At 55.3% G+C, this 24,119-nt stretch carries 17 protein-coding genes; 4 read left to right on the top strand and 13 right to left on the bottom strand.

Annotated elements, in window-relative coordinates; genetic code table 11:
• Positions 1-3: 3 nt before the first annotated feature.
• The 5 genes from HZ993_RS07280 to HZ993_RS07260 are packed head-to-tail and all read right to left on the bottom strand — an operon-like array spanning position 4 to position 9,050.
• On the bottom strand, positions 4-699 hold the full coding sequence (locus tag HZ993_RS07280; RefSeq protein ID WP_209396576.1) for a M48 family metallopeptidase: 696 nt from the start codon (positions 697-699) through the stop codon (positions 4-6).
• Positions 696-4,097, bottom strand: coding sequence for a type I restriction endonuclease subunit R (locus HZ993_RS07275; protein ID WP_245213856.1), 3,402 nt, complete (start codon positions 4,095-4,097; stop codon positions 696-698). Before HZ993_RS07275 ends, HZ993_RS07280 begins: the two co-directional genes overlap by 4 nt.
• Entirely contained in the window at positions 4,048-5,358 is a 1,311-nt protein-coding gene (locus HZ993_RS07270) for a restriction endonuclease subunit S (RefSeq protein WP_209396575.1), read from the bottom strand. Before HZ993_RS07270 ends, HZ993_RS07275 begins: the two co-directional genes overlap by 50 nt.
• Positions 5,351-8,092 carry a class I SAM-dependent DNA methyltransferase gene (locus HZ993_RS07265; protein ID WP_245213855.1) on the bottom strand — a complete coding sequence of 914 codons (2,742 nt, stop codon included), beginning with the start codon at positions 8,090-8,092 and terminating at the stop codon, positions 5,351-5,353. Before HZ993_RS07265 ends, HZ993_RS07270 begins: the two co-directional genes overlap by 8 nt.
• A 46-nt stretch (positions 8,093-8,138) precedes the next feature.
• Positions 8,139-9,050 carry a YafY family protein gene (locus HZ993_RS07260; RefSeq protein WP_209398323.1) on the bottom strand — a complete coding sequence of 304 codons (912 nt, stop codon included), beginning with the start codon at positions 9,048-9,050 and terminating at the stop codon, positions 8,139-8,141.
• Between the two features lie 218 nt (positions 9,051-9,268).
• Between HZ993_RS07260 and HZ993_RS07255 the strand changes: the two genes are divergently transcribed.
• The 4 genes from HZ993_RS07255 to HZ993_RS07240 are packed head-to-tail and all read left to right on the top strand — an operon-like array spanning position 9,269 to position 15,678.
• Complete coding sequence (locus HZ993_RS07255; protein ID WP_209396574.1) at positions 9,269-12,979, top strand: ATP-binding protein; 3,711 nt, start codon at positions 9,269-9,271, stop codon at positions 12,977-12,979.
• On the top strand, positions 12,966-13,634 hold the full coding sequence (locus tag HZ993_RS07250; RefSeq protein ID WP_209396573.1) for a hypothetical protein: 669 nt from the start codon (positions 12,966-12,968) through the stop codon (positions 13,632-13,634). Before HZ993_RS07255 ends, HZ993_RS07250 begins: the two co-directional genes overlap by 14 nt.
• Positions 13,631-14,875, top strand: a complete 1,245-nt coding sequence (locus tag HZ993_RS07245; RefSeq protein ID WP_209396572.1) for a hypothetical protein — start codon at positions 13,631-13,633, stop codon at positions 14,873-14,875. Before HZ993_RS07250 ends, HZ993_RS07245 begins: the two co-directional genes overlap by 4 nt.
• Complete coding sequence (locus HZ993_RS07240; protein ID WP_209396571.1) at positions 14,872-15,678, top strand: hypothetical protein; 807 nt, start codon at positions 14,872-14,874, stop codon at positions 15,676-15,678. Before HZ993_RS07245 ends, HZ993_RS07240 begins: the two co-directional genes overlap by 4 nt.
• Before the next feature lie 169 nt (positions 15,679-15,847).
• On the opposite strand, the gene HZ993_RS07235 is transcribed toward HZ993_RS07240, so the two are convergent.
• The 8 genes from HZ993_RS07235 to HZ993_RS07200 form a co-directional block, all read right to left on the bottom strand.
• A complete protein-coding gene (locus HZ993_RS07235; protein ID WP_209396570.1) occupies positions 15,848-17,248 on the bottom strand; it encodes a DUF3987 domain-containing protein in 1,401 nt (466 codons plus the stop codon).
• A 4-nt stretch (positions 17,249-17,252) separates the two neighbouring features.
• A complete protein-coding gene (locus HZ993_RS07230) occupies positions 17,253-18,134 on the bottom strand; it encodes a plasmid partitioning protein RepB C-terminal domain-containing protein (protein ID WP_209396569.1) in 882 nt (293 codons plus the stop codon).
• Between the two features lies 1 nt (position 18,135).
• Positions 18,136-19,032: a ParB/RepB/Spo0J family partition protein gene (locus HZ993_RS07225; RefSeq protein ID WP_209396568.1), complete on the bottom strand. Its 897-nt coding sequence runs from the start codon at positions 19,030-19,032 to the stop codon at positions 18,136-18,138.
• Positions 19,029-20,594 (bottom strand): recombinase family protein, encoded by a 1,566-nt coding sequence (locus HZ993_RS07220; protein ID WP_245213854.1) that lies wholly within the window; start codon positions 20,592-20,594, stop codon positions 19,029-19,031. The genes HZ993_RS07225 and HZ993_RS07220 overlap by 4 nt, the downstream gene beginning before the upstream one ends.
• Before the next feature lie 61 nt (positions 20,595-20,655).
• Entirely contained in the window at positions 20,656-21,117 is a 462-nt protein-coding gene (locus HZ993_RS07215) for a hypothetical protein (protein WP_209396567.1), read from the bottom strand.
• Between the two features lie 231 nt (positions 21,118-21,348).
• Positions 21,349-21,552, bottom strand: a complete 204-nt coding sequence (locus HZ993_RS07210) for a hypothetical protein (protein ID WP_209396566.1) — start codon at positions 21,550-21,552, stop codon at positions 21,349-21,351.
• A gap of 421 nt (positions 21,553-21,973) precedes the next feature.
• Entirely contained in the window at positions 21,974-22,486 is a 513-nt protein-coding gene (locus HZ993_RS07205) for a PIN domain-containing protein (protein WP_209396565.1), read from the bottom strand.
• A complete protein-coding gene (locus HZ993_RS07200; RefSeq protein WP_209396564.1) occupies positions 22,467-23,534 on the bottom strand; it encodes an XRE family transcriptional regulator in 1,068 nt (355 codons plus the stop codon). The genes HZ993_RS07205 and HZ993_RS07200 overlap by 20 nt, the downstream gene beginning before the upstream one ends.
• Positions 23,535-24,119: the final 585 nt, after the last annotated feature.

Raw genomic sequence — 24,119 nt, 5'->3', positions numbered from 1 at the left:
GTTTTAAATTCCTTCTACGTCCATGCCGTGTTCCGCCAGCCAAATCTTGCGGCGCTCGAAATCCGGTAAAGCGCGCTCGACCCGCTGCCAGAACTCCGGCGTGTGATGCGGTTGATGCAGGTGCGCCAGTTCATGCACCAATACATATTCTGCGATGCGCGGCGGCAACAGGATGGTCTTCCAGTGGAAGTACAGCCAGTCACCTTTGCCGCATGAGCCCCAGCGGAAGCCCAGATCCTGCACTTTCACACCAACGGGCCGGACCTCCATGCGTGCCACATAGTCCTGTAACTTGTCCCACAGCCAAAGCTTGGCCCGGGCGCTGTACCACTGAACCAAATGGGCTCGGGCGTTCTCGACCAAGTCTCGGCGCAACATGAAGCGCCCATTCAGCAGCTTCAAAGCCGCATCCTGGTCGTCAACCAATCGCAGCCGGTAGCTTCGGCCCAGGTACAGAAAGCCCTCGCCATCGACATAGCTCTTGGTCGGTACCGCCTTTTGCAGGCGATCCTTCTCTGCCAGCTTCGTGTAGATCCAGAAGCGCTTTTCCAGGACGAACTTCCGCAGACGCTCTTCTTCGACATCGGGCGGTGCAGACAGCACCAAATCACCGCTGCGATCCACGGTAATCTGCAGCGTTCTGCGCCGACTGCTCTGCTTAAGCTCAAAGGAGAGGTCATCTACGGTCAGCACGCTCATGCCTTTCGCAACTTGTCTGAATTGGCCCGCGCAAGATCCATCAATCGATCACGCAATGCTGGTACATCCGACCTTGCCACCACTTTCGAAGAGACGATCAGCTTGAATAGTTGCGTCCCCAAAGCGTCTTGTGCCGGCCGCTTGTGCGGCTCCCAGAAGGTGTCGGTCAGTTCGCCGGTAATCATCTCGACCAGCTCTACGGTCAGATCGCGGATCTTCAGCAACTGCTCATCACTCGGACTCTCGGTGCCCACCACGGCCTCCAGCAGCATGCGTAGGAACGGCACGTAGTGTTCAGGCATGTCGGGCAGGCCTGCGTCATCGCTGGAGGCGCCCGCGCGCATGTCGCTGATGATTTTTTGCAGCGCGTCGATCAGGTCATCCCACTGATCCGCCAGTGTCTTCAGGATCTCGTTCAGTCGCTCGCTGAGCTTGCGAAACAGCACAGGGTCCTCATCCAGATGCTTGCGGATGTGGGAGCGGATAGCGTGCTCCATCTCGGACGCCTTGGCGCGGTCATTCGCCTGGCGCGACAGATGCGTGTCGAACTGCGCGTCGGTCAGTGCAATCGGCGGAATCTTGGGATCGACACCCAGCGAGATCACATGGTCGTCGATCAACTTTCGGACCTTGGCGCCTACGTCCTTGCCCAGAACCGGGGTGTCCTTGTAGCGGTTGCGGGCTCGGGCGTAGATGTATGAGAGGGTCTTGGCGTCCTTGGAGAAGGGCAAGCCCTCTGGACGGGGCAATACCATGTCCAGTGACCCCAGGAACTGCTTCAGTTTGACGGTGAATTCCGCGCGCAGCCGTTCGTCCGCCAGGACTTCAACGCAGGTCTCTACATCGTCCAGGGACTCAATATCGCGGCTGCGGAAGAGGTCCACCACGCGCATGTGTCGATCGCGTAGCGCAGGTACTTCGTCTTTCAGGCTCTGCAATGCACCCTGGATGTCCTCGTCGGCGTAGGCCGCTAAGGCTTCCTTCAGGTGCTGGGCGACGCCGTAATAGTCCACCACGATGCCGCAGCGCTTGCCAAACCCGGTGCGGTTCACGCGGGCAATGGCTTGCAGCAACTCCGCCTCGCGGATCGGGCGGTCGAGGTACATCACGCCTTCAATCGGCGCATCGAAGCCAGTCAACAGCATCGACTTCACGACCAGGAAAGCCAACGGGTCGGTCTTCTCCGGCTTAGCGTGGAACAGCGGTTTCTTGAAGCGCTTGATCCGTGTCTCGTTAGCCGCAGCGTCTGTCCACTGCTTCCAAGCCGGATCGTCGTTGTTGCCACCGGAGATCACTGCTGCGAACTCGATCTTTTTCAGTGTGTTGCGGTAGCGCCAGGCTTGCACGATGGCCTGCACTTTGGGCGGACGCTGACACAGCGTCTCGTCGTCGAGCGCCTTGTCTTCGGGTGACAACGCATCTGCTTCGGCCAGCAATTCAGACCTGGCTGTTTCAAACGCGGCCGCGTAACGTACCGCTGCCAAGCGGCTGTAGGCCACCACCTGCGCCTTGTAGCCGTTGGGAAGGATGTTGGTCACATAGTGGCGCAGCATATCGCGCGCCTTGTCCGCGATCAGTAGCGGGGCGTCGAAGATTTGCCCTTTTGTGGCGTACTTCTGCTTGATCGCCTCAAGCTCCTCGGCGCTACGCTCGCGGAACAAGTCCTCGAACAATTCGTCCAGGCTGGCCCCGTCCTTGACCGCACCTTGTGCGGTGCGGCCCTCATACAGAACGGGCACGGTCGCGCCGTCTTCCTCAGCCTCTTTGATCGTGTAGCGGTCGATAAACTCGCCGAAAATCTCATGGGTTCGCTTCTTGTCACCCATGATGATCGGCGTACCGGTGAAGCCAATGCGCGCGCAGTTGGGTAGCCCCGCCAGCAGATTGGCGTGCAAGTCACCCGCCTGGGTGCGGTGCGCCTCATCGATAAGTACGAGGATGGTCTCGTCCTCGTTCAAGACCTCGAAAGTCTTGGCGGCTGGCTTGGCTACATAGGCCGCCGCAGGCTCCTTCACGCCCATCTGTCCGTCGTGCCAGCCCTCGGGAATGTCATCCTCGGTCAGGCCTGGCTCACCGGCAGCATCCGGGTCGCGGTACTTCTGAATCGTGGCAAACAGCAGTCCGGGGCCCTTGCGGCGCACCAGTTTCTGCACGGCTACCGTCGATGTGGCCACCTCAACCACTTCGCCGGTCAGCGCTGCAGTGGCGCTAAGCTGGTCCTGCAGGTCCTTGCGGTCGGTCACCACCACCACTTTGAAGCGGCGCAGGGCTGCGTTGGTACGCAGCTTGCGCACCAGGAACACCATGGTCAACGACTTGCCAGAACCCTGGGTATGCCAGATCACGCCGCCGCGCCGGTCGTATTCACCGTCCTGCAGGCGGGTCTTACCGCTTTGCAGGCGCCCGATCGCCTTGTTGACCGCGCGGAACTGCTGATAGCGACACGCCACCTTGATGGTCTGCCCACCGGCCTGCATGAAAAGGGTGAAGTGGCGCACGATGTCCAGCAGGTTCGTCTTGGTGAGCATGCCCGCCACCAGCCGTTGCTGCTCGGACAGTGCGGCAACCCCCATGCTGGCGGCAACGTCTTCTTCGCGCGCCGGGGTCACGGTCTTCCAAGTGGCAAAGTGCTCAAACAGGCCGCCAATGGTGCCCACCCGCGCTTCGTCGAAGCTGGATGCAATCATCAACTGGTTGGTGAAGAAAAGCGGCTCGTTGCCCTCGTTGTCTTCCACCTCGTAGTTGGCGTGCCGCTGGTTGCTGTAGCGGCGCAACTGGTCGATGGCCTCACTCAACGGCTCCGGGATGGATGGACTCTTGCACTCCACCACCACCAGCGGAATGCCGTTTACCAGCAGCACCAGGTCCGGCACGATGAAGGCCTTGCCGCTGTTGTAGCCGGGCGGGCAATCTACGCGGTACTGGTTGACGACCGTGAAGCTGTTGTTCTCAGGTGTGTCCCAGTCGATGAAGCGGATGGTCTGTCCGCGCCCGCCGTCCCAGCCGGGCAAGCCATCGACGGTAATACCAAGCAACAGCAATTCGGTAGCCGCCTGGTTGGCTTCGATGAGCTTGGGCCGCGCAATACGCGTGATCGCCGCAACCGCCTCAGAAAGACGTTCATCATCCAGCCAGGGCAAGAATGCCCCATCCACCTCGCGCAAATTAATTTCAGCCAGCTTGGCGCGCAGCACGCCCTCCTGGATAACTTCGGTGAAGTTCGCGCGGCCGGTGACAGCCGGCTCATCGATGCTCCCCGAGATGTGTGTCCACCCCAGGCCTTCCAGTTGCTCGACGAACGGCTTTTCGACGTCTTTGAGTTCCCATCCCATGGTCAAGTCCTTCTTCTTATTGCGCCAGCAGCGGGGTGACTCGGACGCGGCCGGTGAGGAGGTCATCAATGACACCGGTTTTTTCTTCGTGTCGCTTGTGAAGCTCCACTTCTTCAATCGCAAACCTGGTCAACAAGGCGCGGAATCGCGTCACGATCGCGTCCTGCTCATCTTTGGTAGACGGCATCGCCAGTTCAAACGTCTCGACGTCTGCCTTTGTGATATTTGGATCTTTCCGTGTGCTGGCTGCAACCCGCTTCCATCTGGGTCTTCCATGCTGAAGTGCCCTTAGCACGTACTCCGGCACGGCGTCAGGGTCGCTGATCGTCAAAGCACTGAGAGCCTGATTTGTCGCGGCAGGAACGCCCAGAATTGCAGTTCGTCCAATTTGTTCCCAGCCGCCGTACATTGCAATCAATACCGAATCTACTGGCAGTACTGAGCAGGAACTCTCCCGTAGTGCCGCGACTGTGATGCATTCATCCGTCTTTCGGATGACATCTTCATTCAGATCAAGAGTTTTCACCCAAGGCGTTCCTTCGGGATGAAAGTAGCGATGGGCCTTCCCGCGAGAGGGCGTACTTCCAGACCTAATTTCACCAAGTGAGGCAACGGATCGCAGAGTCCAGTCCTTTGGTATCCAGCCCAATCTGGATTCTTGGTAGAGATGTGGCGCCTGATCCTTGGTAGGGCGCATTTCCCCGTTCGCATCCACTCCACGCGTTAACAGGTCATGCAGCAAGCCTTGCTTCACCTGCTTCAGCTTTCCGACGATGGCTTCCGTTTTTCGGATTGCACCGTCAAGGGTATTGAATATTCTTACGAAGTCATTTTGTTCATTAATACTTGGAACAGGAAGCGAAGTCGCAGCGAGTTCCGTTCGACTTAACTCCACTTGATTGGTTGAACCAGCGTAGCAAAACCGCTCGAGGTGATTTTGGGACCAAGACGATCTCAGGACTGCATCAAGCCATTCGCCTCGAAATTGATCAGGTACCGAGCGCAACAACGTAACGTGGCCGTCAACAATGAAGACCTTCGAACTGTCAAAGACGCAGGAGCGGCCAATCGTTCCAGTACCTGTGGAGTTGAGAAGAACATCGCCAACTTCTGGTTTCAGAACATTTCGCATCGCACGAGCTGAATGCGGCCTCGCAAAGGACGGATCAAATCCAAGTGCGGTAACACACCGTTGGCCAATTGCTAGCACATCGCTATGCTCGACATAAACAGGTGCTGTTCCCCTCGAAAGGGTCGAGCACATACGTTCTAGAGTTCGTTCCGGCCATCCGGCTTCATTTGGGATATCAATTACTGATTTAGACATAGCCGAGCCCATTCAAAAACTCCTGCAGTCGCGTCGCAGCCTGATCGCGGTCGCGCTCGATCTCAGTGAGCGTGACCTTGTACTTGTCCCACCAGTTTTCATATGCCGCCACAATTTTCTGACGCTGGTTGGTGATGTAGCGCTCGACGATGCGCTTCATGTCGTCGTGCAAGATGGTGAGCAGCAGCGTAGCGGCTTCTTTGGGGGGCAGCCCATCAACGGCAACGTTCAGGTGATCGGCAAAGAGCTTCTTGCGGTCCGCCAGCTCTTTCTTCACGTCTTTGAGGGCAATGCGCAGTTCGTCGAACACGGCAATTTGATCCAGGATGGGCTGCAGCGTCGTTTCGATGGCTTGCTGCTTCTTCGCATGAACAAGCAGCTCGGCATCCTGCCCAGCAATCTCGGCTTGTAGAACGGCGATTTCGGCTGCGTTGGCTTGCTGGGCCTTTGGCTTGTCGAGTTTTTTGAGAGCGCTGGCATTGGTCTTTTTATCTTTTTCGATTGCCTTCACCACCCGGGCGATCTCTTTGATCTTGACCTCAAGGTCTTTCTTCTGGGCCTTGAGCTGGGCCTCATCCACCGCGTCGTCATCTTCAAATTCGGGCGCTTCTTCGCCTTCGCCTCCTTCCTCTTCGCTCGCGTCATTGGCCTTGATCTGCGATTCCAGCTCGACCTTCTTGGCTTCCAGCTCCTCGATCTCATCGACGAAGCTGCCCATTAGGAACTTGACTAGCTTGTGTTCCAGCGGGCTTTCTTTCTTGGCTTTGTCTTCCAGCGCAGTGACGATGCTGGTGCGCCAGGCATCAACCACACCATGCGAGCCACGTGCCATCAGGGTGAGGAAGTCGTACTTGGTTTGGTTCCAGAAACCGGCCACGATGCCACGCACCTGGAAGGGGTCGAGCAGACCAACTTGTTCAAGTGAGCCGCTGAAGCTGGCCAGTAGTTCGTTACGCAGAGCGACAAAGCTTTGGGCGCCTGCCAGATCGGTGATGCGCTGGCTATGGGCCGTCCACCACGCCTCGAAAGCGGCGCGGATGGCGGCTTCCTTGGCTCGCAACCCTGCGTTGGACTCAATGGCAGGTTTGAGCTCGGTCTTCGCAGTGAAGCCGGGCTTGAAGTCGTAGTAAGTACCGTCACGCTCGATAAAAATGTCAACGGGGTTCAGCCCGTGGGCTTCGAATAGGGCCTTCTTTGCGGGGTGCGCCACTTCGGCCTTCGGGACGCCACCCAGCAAATGGGCTCGCACGTCATGAGGCTCGGGCGGTGGGGCATTGTCGGCATAGCGACGGATGTTGAGGTTGTAGCCATTGGCCTTGAGCGTGGCGGTGTCCACAATGGCCGAAAAGCCCGGCTCTTCTTTGAAGGCCTCAAAGGTAGTGACGATCTTCTCGATGTGCTCAGGCATCAGAAAGCTCTGCGCTCGGCCCTCGAAGTATTCTCGGTCGGCGTTGATGAACAGCACTTTGCCTTGGCGAGGCTTCGGCTTGCCGCTAACCCTCTCCGCACCGTTTTGCACGCGCTGGCGAAGCACCAGGATGCACGCCGGGATGTTCGTACCGTAGAACAGGTTTGGGGCTACGCCGATGACCGCTTCTAGTAGATCGTCCTCGATCATGCCTGTACGTATGGATTTTTCCTCGCCACCCCGGAACAGCACCCCGTGAGGCATGACTGTGGCAATCTGCCCGCCATCGGCCAGCACAGCGACCATGTGCTGCAGGAACATCATGTCGGCCTTCTTGGCCCCGAGTGGCACCTCACCATAGCTAAAGCGCTCTGAGCGAAACTCGGGTGCCCAGGCGGACTGACCGCTCTGGTCTTTGTCGGTCGTGCCCCATGGAATGGAGAACGGTGGATTGGTGAGGATACGATCGAAGCGGCGCAGCTCTCCGCCCTTGACGTGCTGAGGCTTGGCCAGAGTGTCTTCGTTGTGCAGGTCGGCGGTGCTGATGCCGTGCAGCAGCATGTTCATCTTGGCGATGGACCACACCGTGCCGTTGGCTTCTTGGCCGTACAGGTTTGCCTTGCGCCCCTCCTGGCCTTGCTCGTCGATATATTCCTTGGCAGAGATCAGCATGCCACCGGAGCCGCAGCAGGGGTCGTAGATGTGGTGCTGCAATTCGGGCTTAATAAGGCGCACCATCATGCTCACGACCGTGCGCGGCGTATAGAACTCGCCGCCTTTCTTACCAGCGGAGTCGGCAAAGTCACCAATCAGGAATTCGTAGGCAGCACCCAGCAAGTCGGGGAACTCGAAATCTTCATTGCGCAAGCGATGCAGGCTGAAATGCGTGATCAGCGAGCGCAGCTTGATGTCGGGAATCTTGCTTTGGCCCACCTTGCGGGTGAAGTTGATGTGCTCCAGCACGTCGTAGAGGCTGGTGTTGCCGGTTTCCAGCCCAGCCAGTGCCTTGTTCAGGAAGTCACCGACGTTTTGGTGCGCATCGTTCAGTAGGTATTCGTAGCGTGACTGCGGCGGCACCCAAAACGAGCCTTCTTCCATGTACCAGTCTTTCTGGTTGGCGCTTTCGATGGCTTCGGCTTCGGTCAAACCTGCCGCCATTTCCTCCTGCATTATCTTTTCGTAGTGCTGGTCGAATACGTCGGAGCAGCGCTTGAGGAACAGCATCCCGAAGATGTACTCCTTGAACTCAGAGGCATCCATCTTGCCGCGCAGGATGTCGGCGGCTTTAAAGAGGTGGCGTTCTAGCTGTGGCAGGGTTAAGGGCATGTAGGAAATCCAGTCAAATTTGGTTGTTCTGTGTCGGCGCGGCTCATCAGTCAGCCTTGCCTAAGACTTTTTGTGTGCCTGGCGATCGATATCCCGGTGCCAGCTTTGCGTTCTCGACGCCATAAAGGGCCAGCGGGTCACGCAGCCAGAGGCGGTATTGTTCTTCTGTCAAGCTGTGGTCTGGAGACGCATCCACGCTCCATCGCAGCAGCATGTAGCCAGCTACCGCCGCGCGAACGCGCATCCGTATCGAACCATCCTTCATCCCGTAATCCATCTTGATGATTTCAGGATGACTCAGGCGTGGGTGGGGTACAAAGTCCAACTCCACGATCCGCGTCCACTGAATGTCGTTGTCCGGCCGCTCGCTCGCCTTGGGTTCTTCATCGAGCAAGGTCGGAACTTCAATGCGGGTGACGACGAAGTCGCGGAACTCGCTACTCTTGCGATCAAACGCCCGAACATGCCAGCGCAAGCCGGTGTCGACCAAAGCAAAGGGCACGATTACACGCTCCGACCCGCCGCTGCTCATTGAGTGGTAGCGGATTGCCACAGGGCGTTTGGCGTGAATGGCTCGGCAAATCGGAGCCAGAACTTCCATCTTTGGGCTGCTCAAGACCGCAGGCGATTCACAAGGTAGCAGAGGTTGTGAATCTCCACTAACGCCATCGCCAAAACCAAATGCAAGTGCCGACAGGACTCGCTGAGAGGTATGGACAAAGATCGGCGCGAAGCCCTTGCCAATGCGATAGATCTTTCCGCTGCCGTCGAACTCGATGTTTTGTGGAGCGATCTCTCTATAGAGCGCCAGATCCCGTGTAGCTCCCGCAGGGGCGACGCCAAAACGGTTCGCCAGATCAGGGCGGCCAATTTCGCCCAGAAAGTAAAGGCGAAAGTCGATGTAGGCCAGTCGTTCTCGCTGGCCGTGACTCAAACTCTCAGCCCTTTGGGGATGCATATGTACCATGGCCTAATCTTAAGTTGACTACTATGGAGATTTAAAACAGTCATTGTATAGGCTAAATATTTAACGTTAATATCATCAATTTGATGATATATTGAGTGCAATCCTGCTTTCGAATGCGTTTGAGTCAATGTGATTTCCTTGGGTGACTTTGCCACGGTACGGAGTGGCGGCCGACAGGTTGATAGCGAATAAAACTACTAGGGGGTACCGTGCCATACCAATTGCGGCGCATCGTCGCCATCAATATTAAAAATTCCATCACACGACTACCTACTGGTCGTGTCGCAGAGCTTGATCCTCGTGGTGGAGTGCTGGCTATCGGCGAAAACGGTGTTGGTAAGACAACGTTTTTGCGCCTCTTACCCGTTTTCTATGGAGCGACCACCTCTCAAATTCTGCGCGGAAGTGGACGTGATTCACTAATTGCCTACCTGCTGCCGGATCCGAGCAGCTGCGTGGTCTATGAATACGAACGTGAGACTGCGAATGATCTGCGTTGCGTTGTGATGCATTGTCAAAGCAATGCCGACGCTCCGGAATTTCGGATCATCCATGCAGGATTCCGTGAGGACTTCTTCTACGACGAAAACAACCAGTTTGTATTGCGGGATGAATATCCTCGGCGTGTTGAGGAAATGGGGTACGAGGTCACGCGCAAACTGATGCTCAATCAGTATCGAAGTGTGATTCTCAATGAGCGTCTTTCCACCAAGGAAGGAGCAGACTTGCGGCGTCTTGCGGCGGTACATTCATTGGGGCCCAAGCCCCTGACAAACTTGGAACAAATCGCCGCCGCCATGGCTAACGAAAAAATCAATTTTCGGGATTTGCAGAATATCGTGATTGAGCGCGTATCCGATTTGCAGGGCGACGTGGCAAACCCGGCGCAAAGTCGGCGTGAACTCAAGAAAAGTCGCAATGATGTCTCTCAGTGGCTGGAAGCACATGACCATATGGTCGCTGTATCCAAGGCAGTACCGGAAGCGCAAAAGCTCAAGGCGAAAGCCGACCGAGTCAAAGGACTTCACCTAGAACTCAGTGCGCTGAAATTGGCAGTAAAGGCGGCGATCAGCCAGGTCGAGAAAGAGCATCACGAATTGGTCAAGCGCAAAGAGCAGCGCACTGAGGAAGTTACCGCTCAAGCGGAAGGCATAGAGGAGGCTATCGCTCAGCTAGACCTCTCGATTCCGCCTCTTGAAGATGCTGCTTCAGTTGCAAGTTCCAGGGTCGCTACAGCTGTATCTCGCATCGAGTATTTCGCCAAAATCAATGTGGAGAGCCTTGCCGATCAGGAAGCGTCAGAGGCGAGTCACAAATCAACCAAAGTTTCGAAAGAAGCGGAGCTAGCTGAGTTGAACAAAGCTGGTGGAGACGTGGCGACGCGCAAGGTCGCACGGAACCAGGAAATTGAGACTGAATACACCAAGGAGCACGGGCGAATCAGTACGGCGCGCCAGTCTGAGGTCGAGCAGCTGTCGACCATGTCAAAAAGCCTGGAGACTCAGCAGAATAAAGACGAAGAGTCACTGCAGAAGCCAGCGCGCCTCATTCAAATCCCCGTTGAAATTGATGGCCTAAATGTTCAGGTCGGAGAGCTGGGTGTAACCATTAAGCGCCCTGCGGCCAGTAGCCAATCGTTGGCTGATTTATGCGCTGCACGATCCGAGGTAGGCAGAATCCGATCAGAGCATGGGGTCGCCGGTAAAGGACTTCTCGCTGCTCAAGCCGCCGAGCGTACTTGTCAGTTTGAATCTAAGCAGGCCACTGATCGGCTTACGTCGTATGGTCAGCAAATTCAGATCATTGACGCTGAAATAGAAAATTTAAACGCGAAACTGGATCCTGCCCCTGGATCCTTGCTGGCATTTTTCCGAGGCGTTGATCCTCAGCTTTGGTCAGATACAGCCAAAGTCATTGATCCCGCATTGCTCAGTCGGCAAGATCTTGCTCCGCATATTGTCGTAAATGACTCTGGCGATGCGCGGCAAGCAGAACATGCCGACGTTGGTGGCATTTCCTTGCGGGTGTCCGAACTGGATGTGCCGTCCTGGGTTGATATGAAGGATTTGCGAGAGCAAATAGCAAAGGCACAAGCCGGGCGTGTTGAGGCAACGCGCTTGCAGACCGAAGCACAAGACAATGCCAAGAAAGCAGCGAAGGCTCTTGTTGCTGCCAAAAGTCTGCGAGAACAGGCCGAGGCGACTTTGGCGTTGGCCGATGCTGCGATGGGAAACACTGAGACCAACGTTACACGAGCCGAAAATGTAGTCCTTCAGGAGGAGTTGGCCTGTAAGACTGGCGCAGAGAGGAAACTGGCCAGCGTTCGTCGACAACTGCATGACTTGGCAGAAGAAGGTCGAAAGTTGAACGAAGAAGCAGCAAGTCGTTTGACCAGTCTAAAGGCCGATTACACGGCACGCAGAGACCGCTTGCGGGACGAGTACAACGAGGCAACGCAGCGACTCGATGGGGAACAACTGGGGGCGGAGCAGCGCAGAAAAGACCAGCAGATGGCCCTGGAAGCTGACATTGCACGTGAACTCGCGGGGCTTGGCATCGACCCGCAACGTGTAGCTTCTTTGGAAAGTGAAATAAGCCACCTGGGCGGGCTCTTAAATTCAATTGCCTCCAATCGCCATGAGGTAACTTTATGGCGCAAGTTTCGTGTAGAGATAGAGCCATTGTTGCCAACCTGGCGGCGCGAGGCACAAGAGGCGAAAGAACGTTTGGATAAAGAAAAGAGCGTGCGCCTTGAGCATGGGCGGTCCCTCACAAATTTGCAGACCGACGCACGCCTGGAGTTTCAGCGAATGGATACTGGCATACAGAAGAGGGAGCAGGAACTCACGTCCTTGAAATCGCTGCGCGACGGGCCCTTGGCAATGTTCGACGCATATGTTCCTTCCAAGTTGCATGTTGATTGGAGTGTTGAAACGCTCAAGGAAAAGATTGAAGGACTGCGAGAGAGCCTCAGGGTTGATGCGCTGGACCTCCAAGCGAAATCACGTGCCTTGCGCAACTTGATGCTCAGTAAGGCTGGCGGCGTCCAGCAGTGGGTTGAGTTGCGTGAGAAGGAGTTACCTGATGAGCAAACGTTGCACGAGCACGAATGGTTTTGTGAAAAGGCTCGTGTACTGATTGACTGGTTCGAACCCATGGAATGTGGCCCGTACATTGATCAGCTCAATAAGGAAATGGTCGGATTTATGGATCTGGCCAGCACCTTTGTCGGTGATTTGGACCTTTTTGACCGGCGCATTCAGACTTTCAACACCCAGCTTCAGAAGGCCCTGTCCGACACCGCCAAATTTGAACGCTTTCGCGATTTGTCGGTCACTGTAAAGTCTGGTGTGAATCAAATTGAATATCTCAATGTGCTGCGCAAGATGCGCGATGTGTCTTTGAGTCGACATTCCAGCTGGCGCACACATTCCATTCAGGAGCGCGAGCTGCCGACCGTTGATGACGTGATGTTGGTTCGTCAGTTCAAGGACATCTTGCCAGCCGATGGTCGGGTGCAGGTTAATCTCAGCGAACATGTTCGGCTGGAGTGCTCGCTGGTGGAAAACGGTCAGGCTCGTCGCATCACCAACCAAGAGGAGTTCCAAGCTGTTTCGTCCAATGGCAATACGGCGCTAATCACTGCAATGTTCCTGATGGGCTTCGTCCAAATGATACGGGGTACTGACTCCGGCGTACGACTGACTTGGGTGACTGACGAGGTCGGGCGGTTTGATGCTGGCAATCTTGCGTCATTTATGCAGACGCTCAATGACCATCAGATCGACGTAATCAGTGCTTCGCCAAGCGTGGATCCAGCACTTGCTAGGCAATTCAGTCGGCTAAGCTATTTCGAGAACACGGGGGCTATTGCAACCACACGTATCAATGCGGAGGAGGATTTCTATGTCGAGAATTGAATCCGCTCTCAAGCGCCTTGCTGAGGGCTGCTTTGTTTGCGCATATCACTACCCCGATGAATTTGAAACTCTCCAGGAAGCGGGTGGGAAGCGTCAGGCCGAGGAATGGTTGGGGCTAATCGGATATCGACTTGCCCGTCTTGGCGAGGATGGTGCATTTTTTATGGCGCATTCCATCGTGACGAACGAGATGCGATCCGGTTTGCGAGAAGAAATGCGCGCGGTCCGTACCAAGCTGGATCCGATTGTTCATTTTCTTGAAGTACTGCGCGAGACTCAAGGGCGTGACCCACACATTCACCCTGGGGACATGATCTGGGAGTCGGAAATCAGCGAAGCAGTGCGCGCCAACTCTCGGCTGGAGAGAACCCTGAACGAAATGCGGGAGATCAGTGGTTCTCGAACAACTGACTCTTCCATCGACAGAGTGAGGCGAGTACTGGAGCAGCTGGTTAAAGCTGGTTATATCGCGGAGACCAACGCTGCCAGCAAGGGCTATCAGGTGACGGGGAAGGTTCAGTACCTTTACCAGTTACTCAATTTCATCAATGAGAATACGCCGCTGTTGTCAGATGATGGGGTGGTTGATTCGATTGATACCCAGCTCAGACTGGATGTTCCAGACGGTGACCGCAGTGGGCTGCAATCCCCATGAGCACGCCGATCAAGGACGTCCTGCAGACATTGAGTCGCCATGCCGACTTAGTGGCACAGGCCTTGGCCGGTGTGGTTGTGGTTGGCGACGATGTATCACACGCCGAGATTCTTGCCTTGCGCCAAGTCGGGGCCTTGCGACCGGTAGGCGACGACGGTTACCGTTTGCATCCCAGGTTGCGTGAATACTTGCAGGATCACCTTCAACTATTTCCGGCATTTCAAAGCCTGGCAGACATTGGAGCCAAGATTACGCTTTTGAAATCGCTCTGGGATGAGGTTGAGCTTCTGCGTGGCGATCGTGAGTCGGTTGTCGGCATGATTGATGAATTGCAGACCACGGTGCTCGACATAGGCGACACGATGAATCGCAATATGCTGCAGCTGCAAATTCTCATGAGCACGCGCTACGGCAATGTGCGTTCCCTGGACGCGAAGAAGAGTCAAAACCGTTTCTACCAAAAACAGACCAGTGCCCTCAGTGGCGACGTGCAGCGTCTGTCGCGTGAGGCTGAACGGGTCGAGCGCGAGGCCAGCATCCGGGGTCGAGATGACCTGGCACGTTTCATTCGCCGTCAGTTGCTGACCAACATGATGTCCTGGCAGCATGGACTGTCGGACATGCAGACGTTCCTACGCAATGAGATCTACCGTTTAAGAGTAGTGGAGCAAGATCTAAAGTTGCTGGCCCGAACTGACATGCTGCTGCGTCAGCAACCCGGATGGCGCGGATTCGAAGTGGATTTTTCTGGCGAAATTCCAGATTTCCTGTTGGCCACGTGCCTTTCGCCTCTGGTCGCACATAGCGAACCGATGGAGAGCGACAGTGGGATGGTTGATGAGATGGCCACGTTGGCACGTGCGTTGCCCTCCAGAGCAGCCCCTCCAATACCTGCTGAAGAGCCGAAACGATACACACGAATCGTTGACCCACCTGCACCAAGGCCGATTACCCCCGCGATGAAGGCCTTGGGAAGATTACTGCGTGACGTCAGTACAGCGGAAAGTGGCTTGTCCCTCATTGAATGGCGTGACGGCAATGTCGATGCACAGACCATGCCTCCATCTATTTGGCTGGTGTTGGCATTGGCGGCATTACGTGCAGGTCAATATGAGGTTCATTTGGTCCACAATTTGCCGCGTGATGGTGAGCGATTTGCACACACATTCCGGGATGCACGTGCATTTCCCAAGAGAAAGATGATTCCTAATGTCGCGCACCGGCAAGGAGCTGCCGTTTGAAGACCAAGGAAGTTGAATTCTTGCGCCGACTTGTTGCCGATCGACCCGTCGAGCGGCGCAGTGATTTGGCAATCCAGTTCTCTCGGGAAGAGGGGCTCGGGGTAGTGCTGGGTTCCAAGGTGACCTATCGTGCCCAGGATTTTGAGCGTGCAGCCAGTTTGATCATTACGCGTGGTTTCGGTCTGGAGTCGCCACCGCGAGGGTTTACCCGAAGCGAGGCTCCGCGTGGAGGCTCGGAGAAAAGTGGTGCTAGGGCCGTAGCGCAAGACCTGGTGGCGGTGTTTCCCATTGGAATGGAAGTGTCCTCCCCGAAAGATGGGTTTTTGGCCATGCCGTGGCAGAGTGCCATTTCGATGCAATATCAAGTTCTGCTGGTGTGCGAAAACCTTGAAACGTTTTTGCAGATCAAGGACTATCTGTGGCTGACGGATCTGATTAAGGGCAGGCCGACTTTAGGCTTGTTCCGAGGTATGGTCCACACCTTTGGAACCGATGGTGCGGCTCGGCTTATCGAGAACGATCACCGGCCGACATTGGCCTTTTTTGATTTTGATCCGCGCGGTTTGTCTATGGCTGCCTCATTGCCACGGCGTGAGGCACTTTGCCTTCCACCCTGGGAGCTACTTGAGCCTGCAATTCGTGATGCGCGACGCGACCACCTGTTCACCAACTCATTCCATGGCAGTCGTGCACAACTCGACAAAGAGCAGGATCCTGCAATCGTATTGGCTTGGCAACGGCTTAAATTGCTGACCAAAGGACTGAACCAAGAGGCTTTTCCGCGTTCAGGCGTCGATGGTTGATTTGGGATTCATTAGCGCCAGAAATTTGCGTCTATTCGCATTTTCATGCGAAGTGTGCGAAGAGTTTTTTGTCTTTGCAATTCAACAGCTTGCAGCCGAATAACTCTTCGCACCAAATACGAAGTGCGCGAAGCGTTTCAGCAGTGAACACGCGGTTGCAATAAATTTCTCATGCCGAAAGTTGCCGTGTAGCGGACAAGGTGTAGATGTTGGTTTGGGGACCACGCGCACCTCGGGCGCGTGGTTGGGTCTGGACAGTGATTTGAGGTGGCGAGGCCAACAGCAGCCTCTCGATAGCTGCGTCAATGATGGCTTTCGAGGCATGCCCTTGAAAACACTCGCTGGTGATTTGCCATCGGGTAGATTGCCCCTTGAGGCGCAAAAATTCGACTATCTTCTTGACCGCTGCGTTGGTTCGAATCGTGTCCGCCGCGTCAGTGGCTTTGAGGAACACGAATTTTGCTGACTCGACACCATGGCGAATCCAGCCCATGGCGGCCTGGATGTGTTGGACGTCAATCCGTGTTTGTAAGTCGCAGAGAGCAAAAATCATCGCCAGTCGCAGCAACATCGGCGCACGACGCTCCAATACTGCGGTGACATGTTCGCCAGCGCTATCGTCAATTAGTTCACCGCGATAGAGCTGGGAGTAAATGCTTTGTGCCTGTGCTGTCAGGGTTACTGGCAAGTGATCCCGTTCATTGACTCGCTCGGCCTGGACAAATTCCAAAACGCTGAGAATTCTGGCGGCCAGCGCGTCTACCGCGTCCTGCGGAGTTGCTTGTGGAAACGGCACAATCCTTTCCCGCTCCGCCCAAATCATCAGGAATCTGTTGGCGAAGCCGTTCGTCAATTCACGCGCGCGCATCAATGACAAAAGTTCGCTAGGCGATATGGCTCCGCTCAAACACAGGTGAGGATGACTCGCATAAAGGCGGTTCGATTTCGTTGCGGGTTTCAGGCTGACGCCGTCCCAGCAGTCGCGCAGGGCTGCCGACAGGGTGTTGCCCTCACGTCGTCCCTGATGCAAAACATTGGCAAACTCCGATTCGACAACCCACAACCGTTTATCTTGAATCGCCGGAACTTCCAGCTTGCCATTTTTGTAGCCATCATGAAATAGTGATACCAGACCTTCACGGCTTGACAAACCACCTCGGTGAATGGGGGGGGCTGCCGTTTCCCGCAGTTGACGCAGCGCTGTGTCCAGGCGGTTGACAAGTGAGACGGCATCGCCTTTCCGGCCCCGACCAGACCTGCCAATGTGCAGGATATAAAGACGAGCGTGATGCCACGTGTTGCCAATTGGCAGGTAGGGACCACGGCCAATGGCGCAAGACAAGTACGCCATGAAATTGGCCGCTATTGCATAGGGATTGGCTTCAGTGCCTTCACTTCCGGCCCGGGCCACATCACCAACCAGACCGTACAGGCAGACTGGATCGGGCTGAGGTGCGTTGCGATGGGTGTCTGGCGAGTCGTCTTCGGACTGCTCGTCCACTGGCTGGGCGATTGCGTCGCTATTCAGCCCCCGATTGGCCGGTGGATGCAAATATTGGCGGCTTGGCATTCATCTACGCATCAAGTGTCTCGGATTCCACGATGGCCTTAAGTTCCGTCAGAATCTCCGGGTGGTGCATTTGCAGGTAGCGGTTGACCTCAACGTTTTCCAGCAATTTGGACAGGTATTTGCTGGCGAGAAACAAGTTGAGTACGTCCTGGCTAAAGTTTTGCTCCACGAGTTTGTACTGCTCCTGCAGGCTTCCCATCTCACGTTCCATGTTGGCCATTTGCGCGGGACTCACGCCAGCGACCTTTTTAGGTTTGCCTGGGTCGACCAACTGCGAGGCTGGCGTTGCAGTAAACAGCGCATTGGCATAGGCCAGGGTGACACAGTTGGCGTCCACCATCAACTCGACGCACTCGACCTGACGCATCGGCTTCATTTTTTTCAAAATTGTGCCCAGGTCCGATGCAAATTGCTGATCTTTCAGTAGTGCGGCTGCTTCGGGGCAGATACCGTCCAGCAAATTGAGTTTCCGGGTGATGGTGGAAACGTCAAGGTCCAGCGCATCGGCCAGACGTTGTGCTGTAACCCCTTTTTCCACAGCCCTGCATAGCATCACGTGTTCTTGAATGGATGACAGACGGTTGATGCGCGTGTTGTAGGTGTAGCTTTCGTCATCCGTGGATTCCAGGCATGGTGCTTCAGCGCGCTCCAGCGTTCTGAGCGCAAGGAGGCGTAGATGACCATCGATCAGTACTCGGTGACCTGTTTTTTTATCCGCAGGCCCGACCGTCAGCGGTTCGATCAAACCGACTGCTTTTATGGAGGCTTGAATTTGCAGGAACTTTCTGGTGGTCAATATGACGGCCTGCGCCTTGCGTGACGGAAGAATCAAGTCCAAGGGAATGGAAAGTGGATTGGGCAAAAACGCGAGCGATAGCTGGGCCATGTCAGGCTCCTTTAGGCCAAACACGCTCGGCCAGGTAGGTTGGCAACGTGTCCAGGCCTTCCGCCCGGAGCAGGTTGGTAAAGTTTTCATTGACCAGGAGTTGCCCCAGTGCGCCGATCACAAAAAGAAGGCGTTGCTGTGCTGCGCCTGCCTTTTTCACCATCAGCTTTTGCCTCTCGACTTCTTTCTGATAAGTCCGGACCAGGCTTGAGGCGGTGATGTCGACCGCCACACGTGGCGTACCCCGGCCCAGAGTCCTACCAAAGGTCTGACGCTTCTCGATCACACGGCGGGCCTGAAGCAGTTGTTTTCCGCGCAGCTGGCCAGATTCGTACGCTTCCTGAAGTGCCGCTTGCACCGCCTCATTGCTGTTTCCAGCGCCAACAATTGCCAGCGCGGCATTTAACGGTATGCGGCCACTTTCAACGGCCACCATCAGACGTTCCTCGCCATTTTTTATGAGTAACATGATTCCTTGAACGTACTCGACGCTCAGGCCAGTCTTCTTGGCAATGGTCTTCTTGTCATAACCCTTGGCCACCAGTTGCTGGATGCCTGCCAGTAGTTCTAGTGGGCTGGATTTGCGGCGGGCGATGTTCTCCACCATGCTCATGATGAATGCATCTTCCTCGCTGACATCGACCACCAGGGCAGCGATAGTGGTTTCGCCCAAAGCCATGAAGGCCTTGAGCCGTCCCTCGCCACAGACGAGCAGATACTTTTCTCCGCCGTCGTCAGTCGGGCGAGGTGTCACGGTGATCGGCTTCTTGAGCCCCACCGATTTGATGTTTTCAACAATCTGATCGAAAACCGCCTTGTTCCGGTCACGAGGGTTGAGCACCTCGATTCGATCGATTGGGATCATGCGCAAATCGCCCAGTGGCTGCTTTCTGGTCATGACGCTCTCCGTATGCGGGTACGCTGAGCCATGCCGTAGAAATAGTCCAGGGTGTCAAAGCGGTAGCTCTCAATTTCGATAGCGTTGCGATCAGCAAGACTGATGCGGGGGAGCCCAAAATCCAAACGCGGCAGGAGGTAGTAATCCAGCGGAGCGTCATTGGTATGGTTAAGGCGCACCGCCACAGTGATGTCTGGGGCCAAACTGGTGTCGAACCGAACTTTCCATCGATTGCGCCCGCTGTCATGGGTTTGGCAGCGCGCCAGTACCAGTGACACTGTGAATTCCCGATTGACCAAGAGCAGATCGGTTGCCGGGTCGCGCTGAATAGTGCCGCCCAGATCACCGATTGATTTCTCTGTCTGTGCAACGATTTGTGGGTGGAGTCGCCGCAGAAACTGGTTGGCTTCCAGATACCGGTAGTCCCGGTCGGGCGTGAACCCGACTTCCTGATAGGCTCGAATCAGGCTGCCAAATCTGTGGATGTACGCCGATGTAGAAGGCATCCCTTCGGTCTCATCGATGATCAGCCCGGACAAAAAGCCACGGTCGTGGTACAGCGAACGCAGTCGCTCAATCAGTTCGACGTTGGAGAATCGGTACGACCGTGCCCGAATGATGCCTTGGGCCACATAGAACATTTCCGGCGGCACTATGGCCTTAAACGCACCTTCTTTTTTGATCCACATGTCCGGGGTGTTTTCCACCCGGAGCTTTTTCAGCTTGAACGACCGACGGTTGTAGATGTTGTTGCCAATGTACTTTTCGTTGCTCAGTACCTCACGGACAGTGGCACGGGTCCAGCAACGACCTAGGTCTGTGTGGACGCCTTGCTGATTGAGACGAAACGCGATTTCTGACTCAGTCAAAGCGCCATCCGTGAACCATCGGTAGATCTGGAGCACAACTTCCACTTCGTCATCCGGCCCGGGCATCAAGATCACCCGGTCTGTCTGCAGGCTTTTGTGCTCACCGCGAGCAAGTTCCGATTTGACGGATCCTGTCTGGTCTAGGAGCGTGCGACGCAGTCCGTATCCGGCCGGGCCACCTTGGCGATAGCCCAATTCGATCAGTCGACATTGACCAGCGAACACCTTGGCCGACAGTTCCCGGCTGTATTCACCGGCCATTGCGCGTTTGACGCCCTTTACGATGGTGGCCACCGGCGAGCCGTCGTTTTCGAACTGCTCAGCAACGTAGGCAACCTGGATGTTCTTGCGCTTGCAGATGTACTCGTAATAGGCTGATTCGTCGGCATCCTGGAAGCGCCCCCAGCGGCTGACGTCATAGACCAGGATGATCTGAAAGTCTGCTGCTCCTGATTCAACATCCTTGATCAATTGCTGCAGCGCGAGTCGCCCCCCGATGTTCAGGCCACTCTTGCCTGAGTCGGCGTAGGTTTTAACGATTTTTATGCCACGGTGCGCGGCATATTCGCGGATCTTGTCGGCTTGGTTCTCGGTGGAGTACTGCTGATGTTCGGTCGACATCCGAACGTACTCTGCCGCCCGGAATTGGGCGGGCGAGTCCAACCCTTCGTCTTTTGATTCTTCTGTGGACATGGCGCTGATCGTGTGGAGTTCATTTGGTGAGGACGTTAATGGCTGGTCGGTCATTTGGCTATCACGTCCTATCTTTGCAAGCGTCTGTTTTGCAGGGGCAGTCGCCGCACACTGGAGAAATCTCCACAATCCACGCGTCCATCTTTGCAGATTGGCTCAGTGGAACAGGCCGGATTCGGTAGATCCCAGCGGGAATGCCGCTCATCAAAATTGACATGTCCGTCTTCGAGAGTTCAAATCTCTGGACGCCATTGGGCTTGGCGCGTTGCTGATCGCGGTTTCGATCCGCGTATTGCTGGTTCTTGGCTCTGTAGTTGCTTGAGTAGTCCGGGTTGCGTTCTCGCCAGGCGCGCTGCGCGTCCTGCCGGTTTTCGCGGTAGAAGCGGTCGTCCTGCAGCTTTTTGCGTTGCCAGGCTTGGCGTCGTTCCCGTTGGCAGGCTGGGGATGAGCAATAGGTTTGGTTTTGGACCTGTGGGCGGGGTTGAAAGACTTCGCCGCAGCAGGGGCAGATTTTGGGTTCCATTCGAGTTCTCCATACAAAAATACGTATGTGAACTGGGCTGTGAAAGGCGCAGCGGTCTGTCGCATCGTGATTGAGTCGACTCTCGCTTGAGAGGCCAATTGAATCGGATGCCAGCAAGTATTGAATGCAATAAAAAGCCCAGCGGATTTAGGCCGGGCTGAACCCTTGCGGGGCTCCGCTCAAGTAGTAAAAGCGGAGGAGGTTTATGCCTATGTGGACATAGGCAGATTCCTACTTTGAAGTTCCGTAAGGCGACTGATTTGTCGGCTTCAGTGAAACACCGAGTTCTTGTGCATGACTTTGAACTGCTTCGGGCGTGCGTCCGAGTTTCAAGCCCATAACGCGGGTTGGTGTATTTCCCTGAGCAAGCTGTTTCAGTTGCTGATTTTGGCTGGGTGTCCAGCTTTTGCCATGATTGGCAGGAGTTTTGGCCATGATTGGCTCCATGTGAAAGTTTGAGGAATCCCCGGGCTATTGCCCGGGCTTCAATTCCAACTACCATCGGTGTTGGACACCGGCCTCACGGCCGGGCGCTACGTCCCGGTTTTGAACCGCGTCATGTGAACAGCTGTAGCTGTCCGGGATGGGAGCGCCAATGCTTGCACACAGACTCCACTCGCCCAAGGCGAAAGCGGGTGTATGCGCGGACAGCGACACTCTTCAATCGGAGATAGAACATGAAGTTCCTCCTCATAAAGTTGAAGGGTTTTTGTTGCGCCGCACACCAAGGAGCTGTAAACTCACTCGTCTTCCCCAAGACTGGTATGTGGTGGTTTGGTAGACCCTTATTCACCTCACCGAAGGTCCTGATGTGTAGTTAGCACTTCAGGGCCTTTTTCTTTTCAAACTCAACTAGTCAATCAGCCCCCCCGGTTTTCGGTTGTGGAGTTTCAAGTTCATTCAGTGCCTTCTCAGCAACATCCCACGGAAGTCTGCGACCGTTGACACGCATCCTGTGAAGCGCAGCCCTTGCGACGGCAACCGTGATGCGCTGCTGACGCACCATTTCTGAAACTAGCCAGACCGTTCCCATGACCACGACATTTTCTGATTCGGCCGCGGATCTAAGAGCCGCATCGCCGGTTAAAAGGGGGCATTGTTCCGCTTCGGCCAATGCCAGAGCGAATAAGTCATTGCGACCGGGTCTAGCGTAGGTCTGACTCAGTGACTGGACGCGTCCGACCCCCTTGGCTGTCAAAGTGCGGACCTGCAGTCCCATGTCCAGCAGATGTGCATGCTGATCCTCCAGTTCTTCATAGTAGAGGACGTTGGGCACGGCAAATTCGTAGCCCAAGCTGAACATCGGCGCCACAAGGTCACCGACTTCAACGTCCATCAATATGTTGGCATCACTTATTAGGAGCAGCATCGCCGCCCTCCATGGAGCGGACGCGCCGGAACTGTTGCAATGGCATATTCATCAGCTCTGCAGCTTTTGATTCGCCGATGTAATCTTCAGCCAAGGCGTGGAACACCAGTTGCTCGAATATGTGTGCCTTTTCTGCGGGATAGGGCTGACCCGGTTCCTTCCAGTACCAACCTTTGAAGCGAAACAACTTAACCTGACCTTCCCGATAGGCAGGGGAAATGATGTCGAGATCGTGGGCGCGATGAAGAATTCCAGTCATGGACAAACCAAACTCTTCTTTAATCAGTCCAAGTTCCTTGAGTTCAATCGCATTGCGGTGATCACCAAGCTCTTGGCGCACCGATTCGCGTGGGAACAGGAAAGCACCTGCGAAACGGTTGCATGCTTTTTCCTCATCTAGATCCTGAGAAAGACGTCCTTCCAGCATCAGGTGTCCAAGTTCATGGGCCAAGGTAAAGCGTTGACGATCGCCGGGCCAGTGTCGACCCACGACCACAATCGGCATGCCACTTACACGAGCCGCAAGGCCGTCGAATTTATTTTCGGTGTCGGCCTCAATCATGAAGACACGGATACCGTTTGTCTCGAGAACGTCGATCAAATCCGGGATAGGATCAAAACCGAGGTTCCATGCGCTGCGGACCCGATCGGCAACATCCTCGATCTGATCCATCGACGTGATTTGGTCATTGACCTCTTCAACAGGTGCAAATGACTTTACTGGAGACTGTGGAAACAGGTTCTCTAGTTCGATACGGCGTTCAATTTGATCAAGGACTTCATGGGTAATCGCATCCAACCGCTTTTTGGGGAGGGAGCTGCGCTTGCGGTATTCAATGCCCTCCAACACGACGGGGGCTGGGCGGAAAAAGTATTCCGTGCGCACCTGCAGGGCCCGTGCTAAATGAAGCAGGATGTCTGACGACGGCATTGCATCACCGTCTTCGTACTTTTTTATAGAGGCATGAGACACCCCCACACGCTCACCAAGATCCCGCAGGGAAAGCCCTGCAGCCTTACGAGCTCGGTGGAGTCGAGTGTTGAACATGATGTGCCTTGAGTGGTTTACAAAAATGTAGTTTCGTACTGAAATTGTAAACCAACAATCCGGAAAGTGCAAGAACGCAGTCTTGATCACCCTGCCTGTTGTCTTAGCCCCAGATATTTGGTGTCCACGGGTCTCCTTCGCAAGAGTTGGCGGCGCTCCATGAAGGTGTGTTTTCGTACCAAAGCCAGGTTATCGGGTAAAAAATGCGGACGGCGGTTCAAGTGTGGATTGCGGATTTGAAATTGAACCTGGTGCCTGCGAAAGGTCGGATGATCTCCCTCTGATAGACTCGCTAGCGAGGCTTGTGGATTCCGCATTTTTTCGCAGCAGCCATTGGCAGCTAAAACGAGCCCAGTTTGCTGGGTTTGAGAGGGGGTGCGGCCCCACCACCATACATACGTCCAAGGCCGTTTGCTAACATCCAGCAAACGGCCTTTTTCTTTGTCTAATCAATGACTTACGGTCGTTGTGCTTCCATATTCGTCCGCCATAGTCCGTGTACATCCGGTGCAAAGTGGGGGAACAGACGGGGGAACAAAGTGCGGGTAGACTCCGGAAATTGAGTTTGTTCCCCCGTTTTCACTC

The sequence above is a fragment of the Rhodoferax sp. AJA081-3 genome, assembly GCF_017798165.1.
In the GTDB taxonomy this organism is placed as follows: domain Bacteria; phylum Pseudomonadota; class Gammaproteobacteria; order Burkholderiales; family Burkholderiaceae_C; genus Allorhodoferax.
Note: the sequence above shows the minus strand (reverse complement) of the source record. Positions and strands in the feature narration are given on the sequence as shown.

Coding starts and splice junctions, on each gene's coding strand:
- HZ993_RS07220 (WP_245213854.1), bottom strand. CDS start 20,594: ATGTCCACAGAAGAATCAAAAGACGAAGGGTTGGACTCGCCCGCCCAA.
- HZ993_RS07280 (WP_209396576.1), bottom strand. CDS start 699: ATGAGCGTGCTGACCGTAGATGACCTCTCCTTTGAGCTTAAGCAGAGC.
- HZ993_RS07265 (WP_245213855.1), bottom strand. CDS start 8,092: ATGCCCTTAACCCTGCCACAGCTAGAACGCCACCTCTTTAAAGCCGCC.
- HZ993_RS07275 (WP_245213856.1), bottom strand. CDS start 4,097: ATGACCTCCTCACCGGCCGCGTCCGAGTCACCCCGCTGCTGGCGCAAT.
- HZ993_RS07245 (WP_209396572.1), top strand. CDS start 13,631: ATGAGCACGCCGATCAAGGACGTCCTGCAGACATTGAGTCGCCATGCC.
- HZ993_RS07225 (WP_209396568.1), bottom strand. CDS start 19,032: ATGACCAGAAAGCAGCCACTGGGCGATTTGCGCATGATCCCAATCGAT.
- HZ993_RS07250 (WP_209396573.1), top strand. CDS start 12,966: ATGTCGAGAATTGAATCCGCTCTCAAGCGCCTTGCTGAGGGCTGCTTT.
- HZ993_RS07205 (WP_209396565.1), bottom strand. CDS start 22,486: ATGCTGCTCCTAATAAGTGATGCCAACATATTGATGGACGTTGAAGTC.
- HZ993_RS07215 (WP_209396567.1), bottom strand. CDS start 21,117: ATGGAACCCAAAATCTGCCCCTGCTGCGGCGAAGTCTTTCAACCCCGC.
- HZ993_RS07260 (WP_209398323.1), bottom strand. CDS start 9,050: ATGCATCCCCAAAGGGCTGAGAGTTTGAGTCACGGCCAGCGAGAACGA.
- HZ993_RS07200 (WP_209396564.1), bottom strand. CDS start 23,534: ATGTTCAACACTCGACTCCACCGAGCTCGTAAGGCTGCAGGGCTTTCC.
- HZ993_RS07210 (WP_209396566.1), bottom strand. CDS start 21,552: ATGGCCAAAACTCCTGCCAATCATGGCAAAAGCTGGACACCCAGCCAA.
- HZ993_RS07270 (WP_209396575.1), bottom strand. CDS start 5,358: ATGTCTAAATCAGTAATTGATATCCCAAATGAAGCCGGATGGCCGGAA.
- HZ993_RS07235 (WP_209396570.1), bottom strand. CDS start 17,248: ATGCCAAGCCGCCAATATTTGCATCCACCGGCCAATCGGGGGCTGAAT.
- HZ993_RS07230 (WP_209396569.1), bottom strand. CDS start 18,134: ATGGCCCAGCTATCGCTCGCGTTTTTGCCCAATCCACTTTCCATTCCC.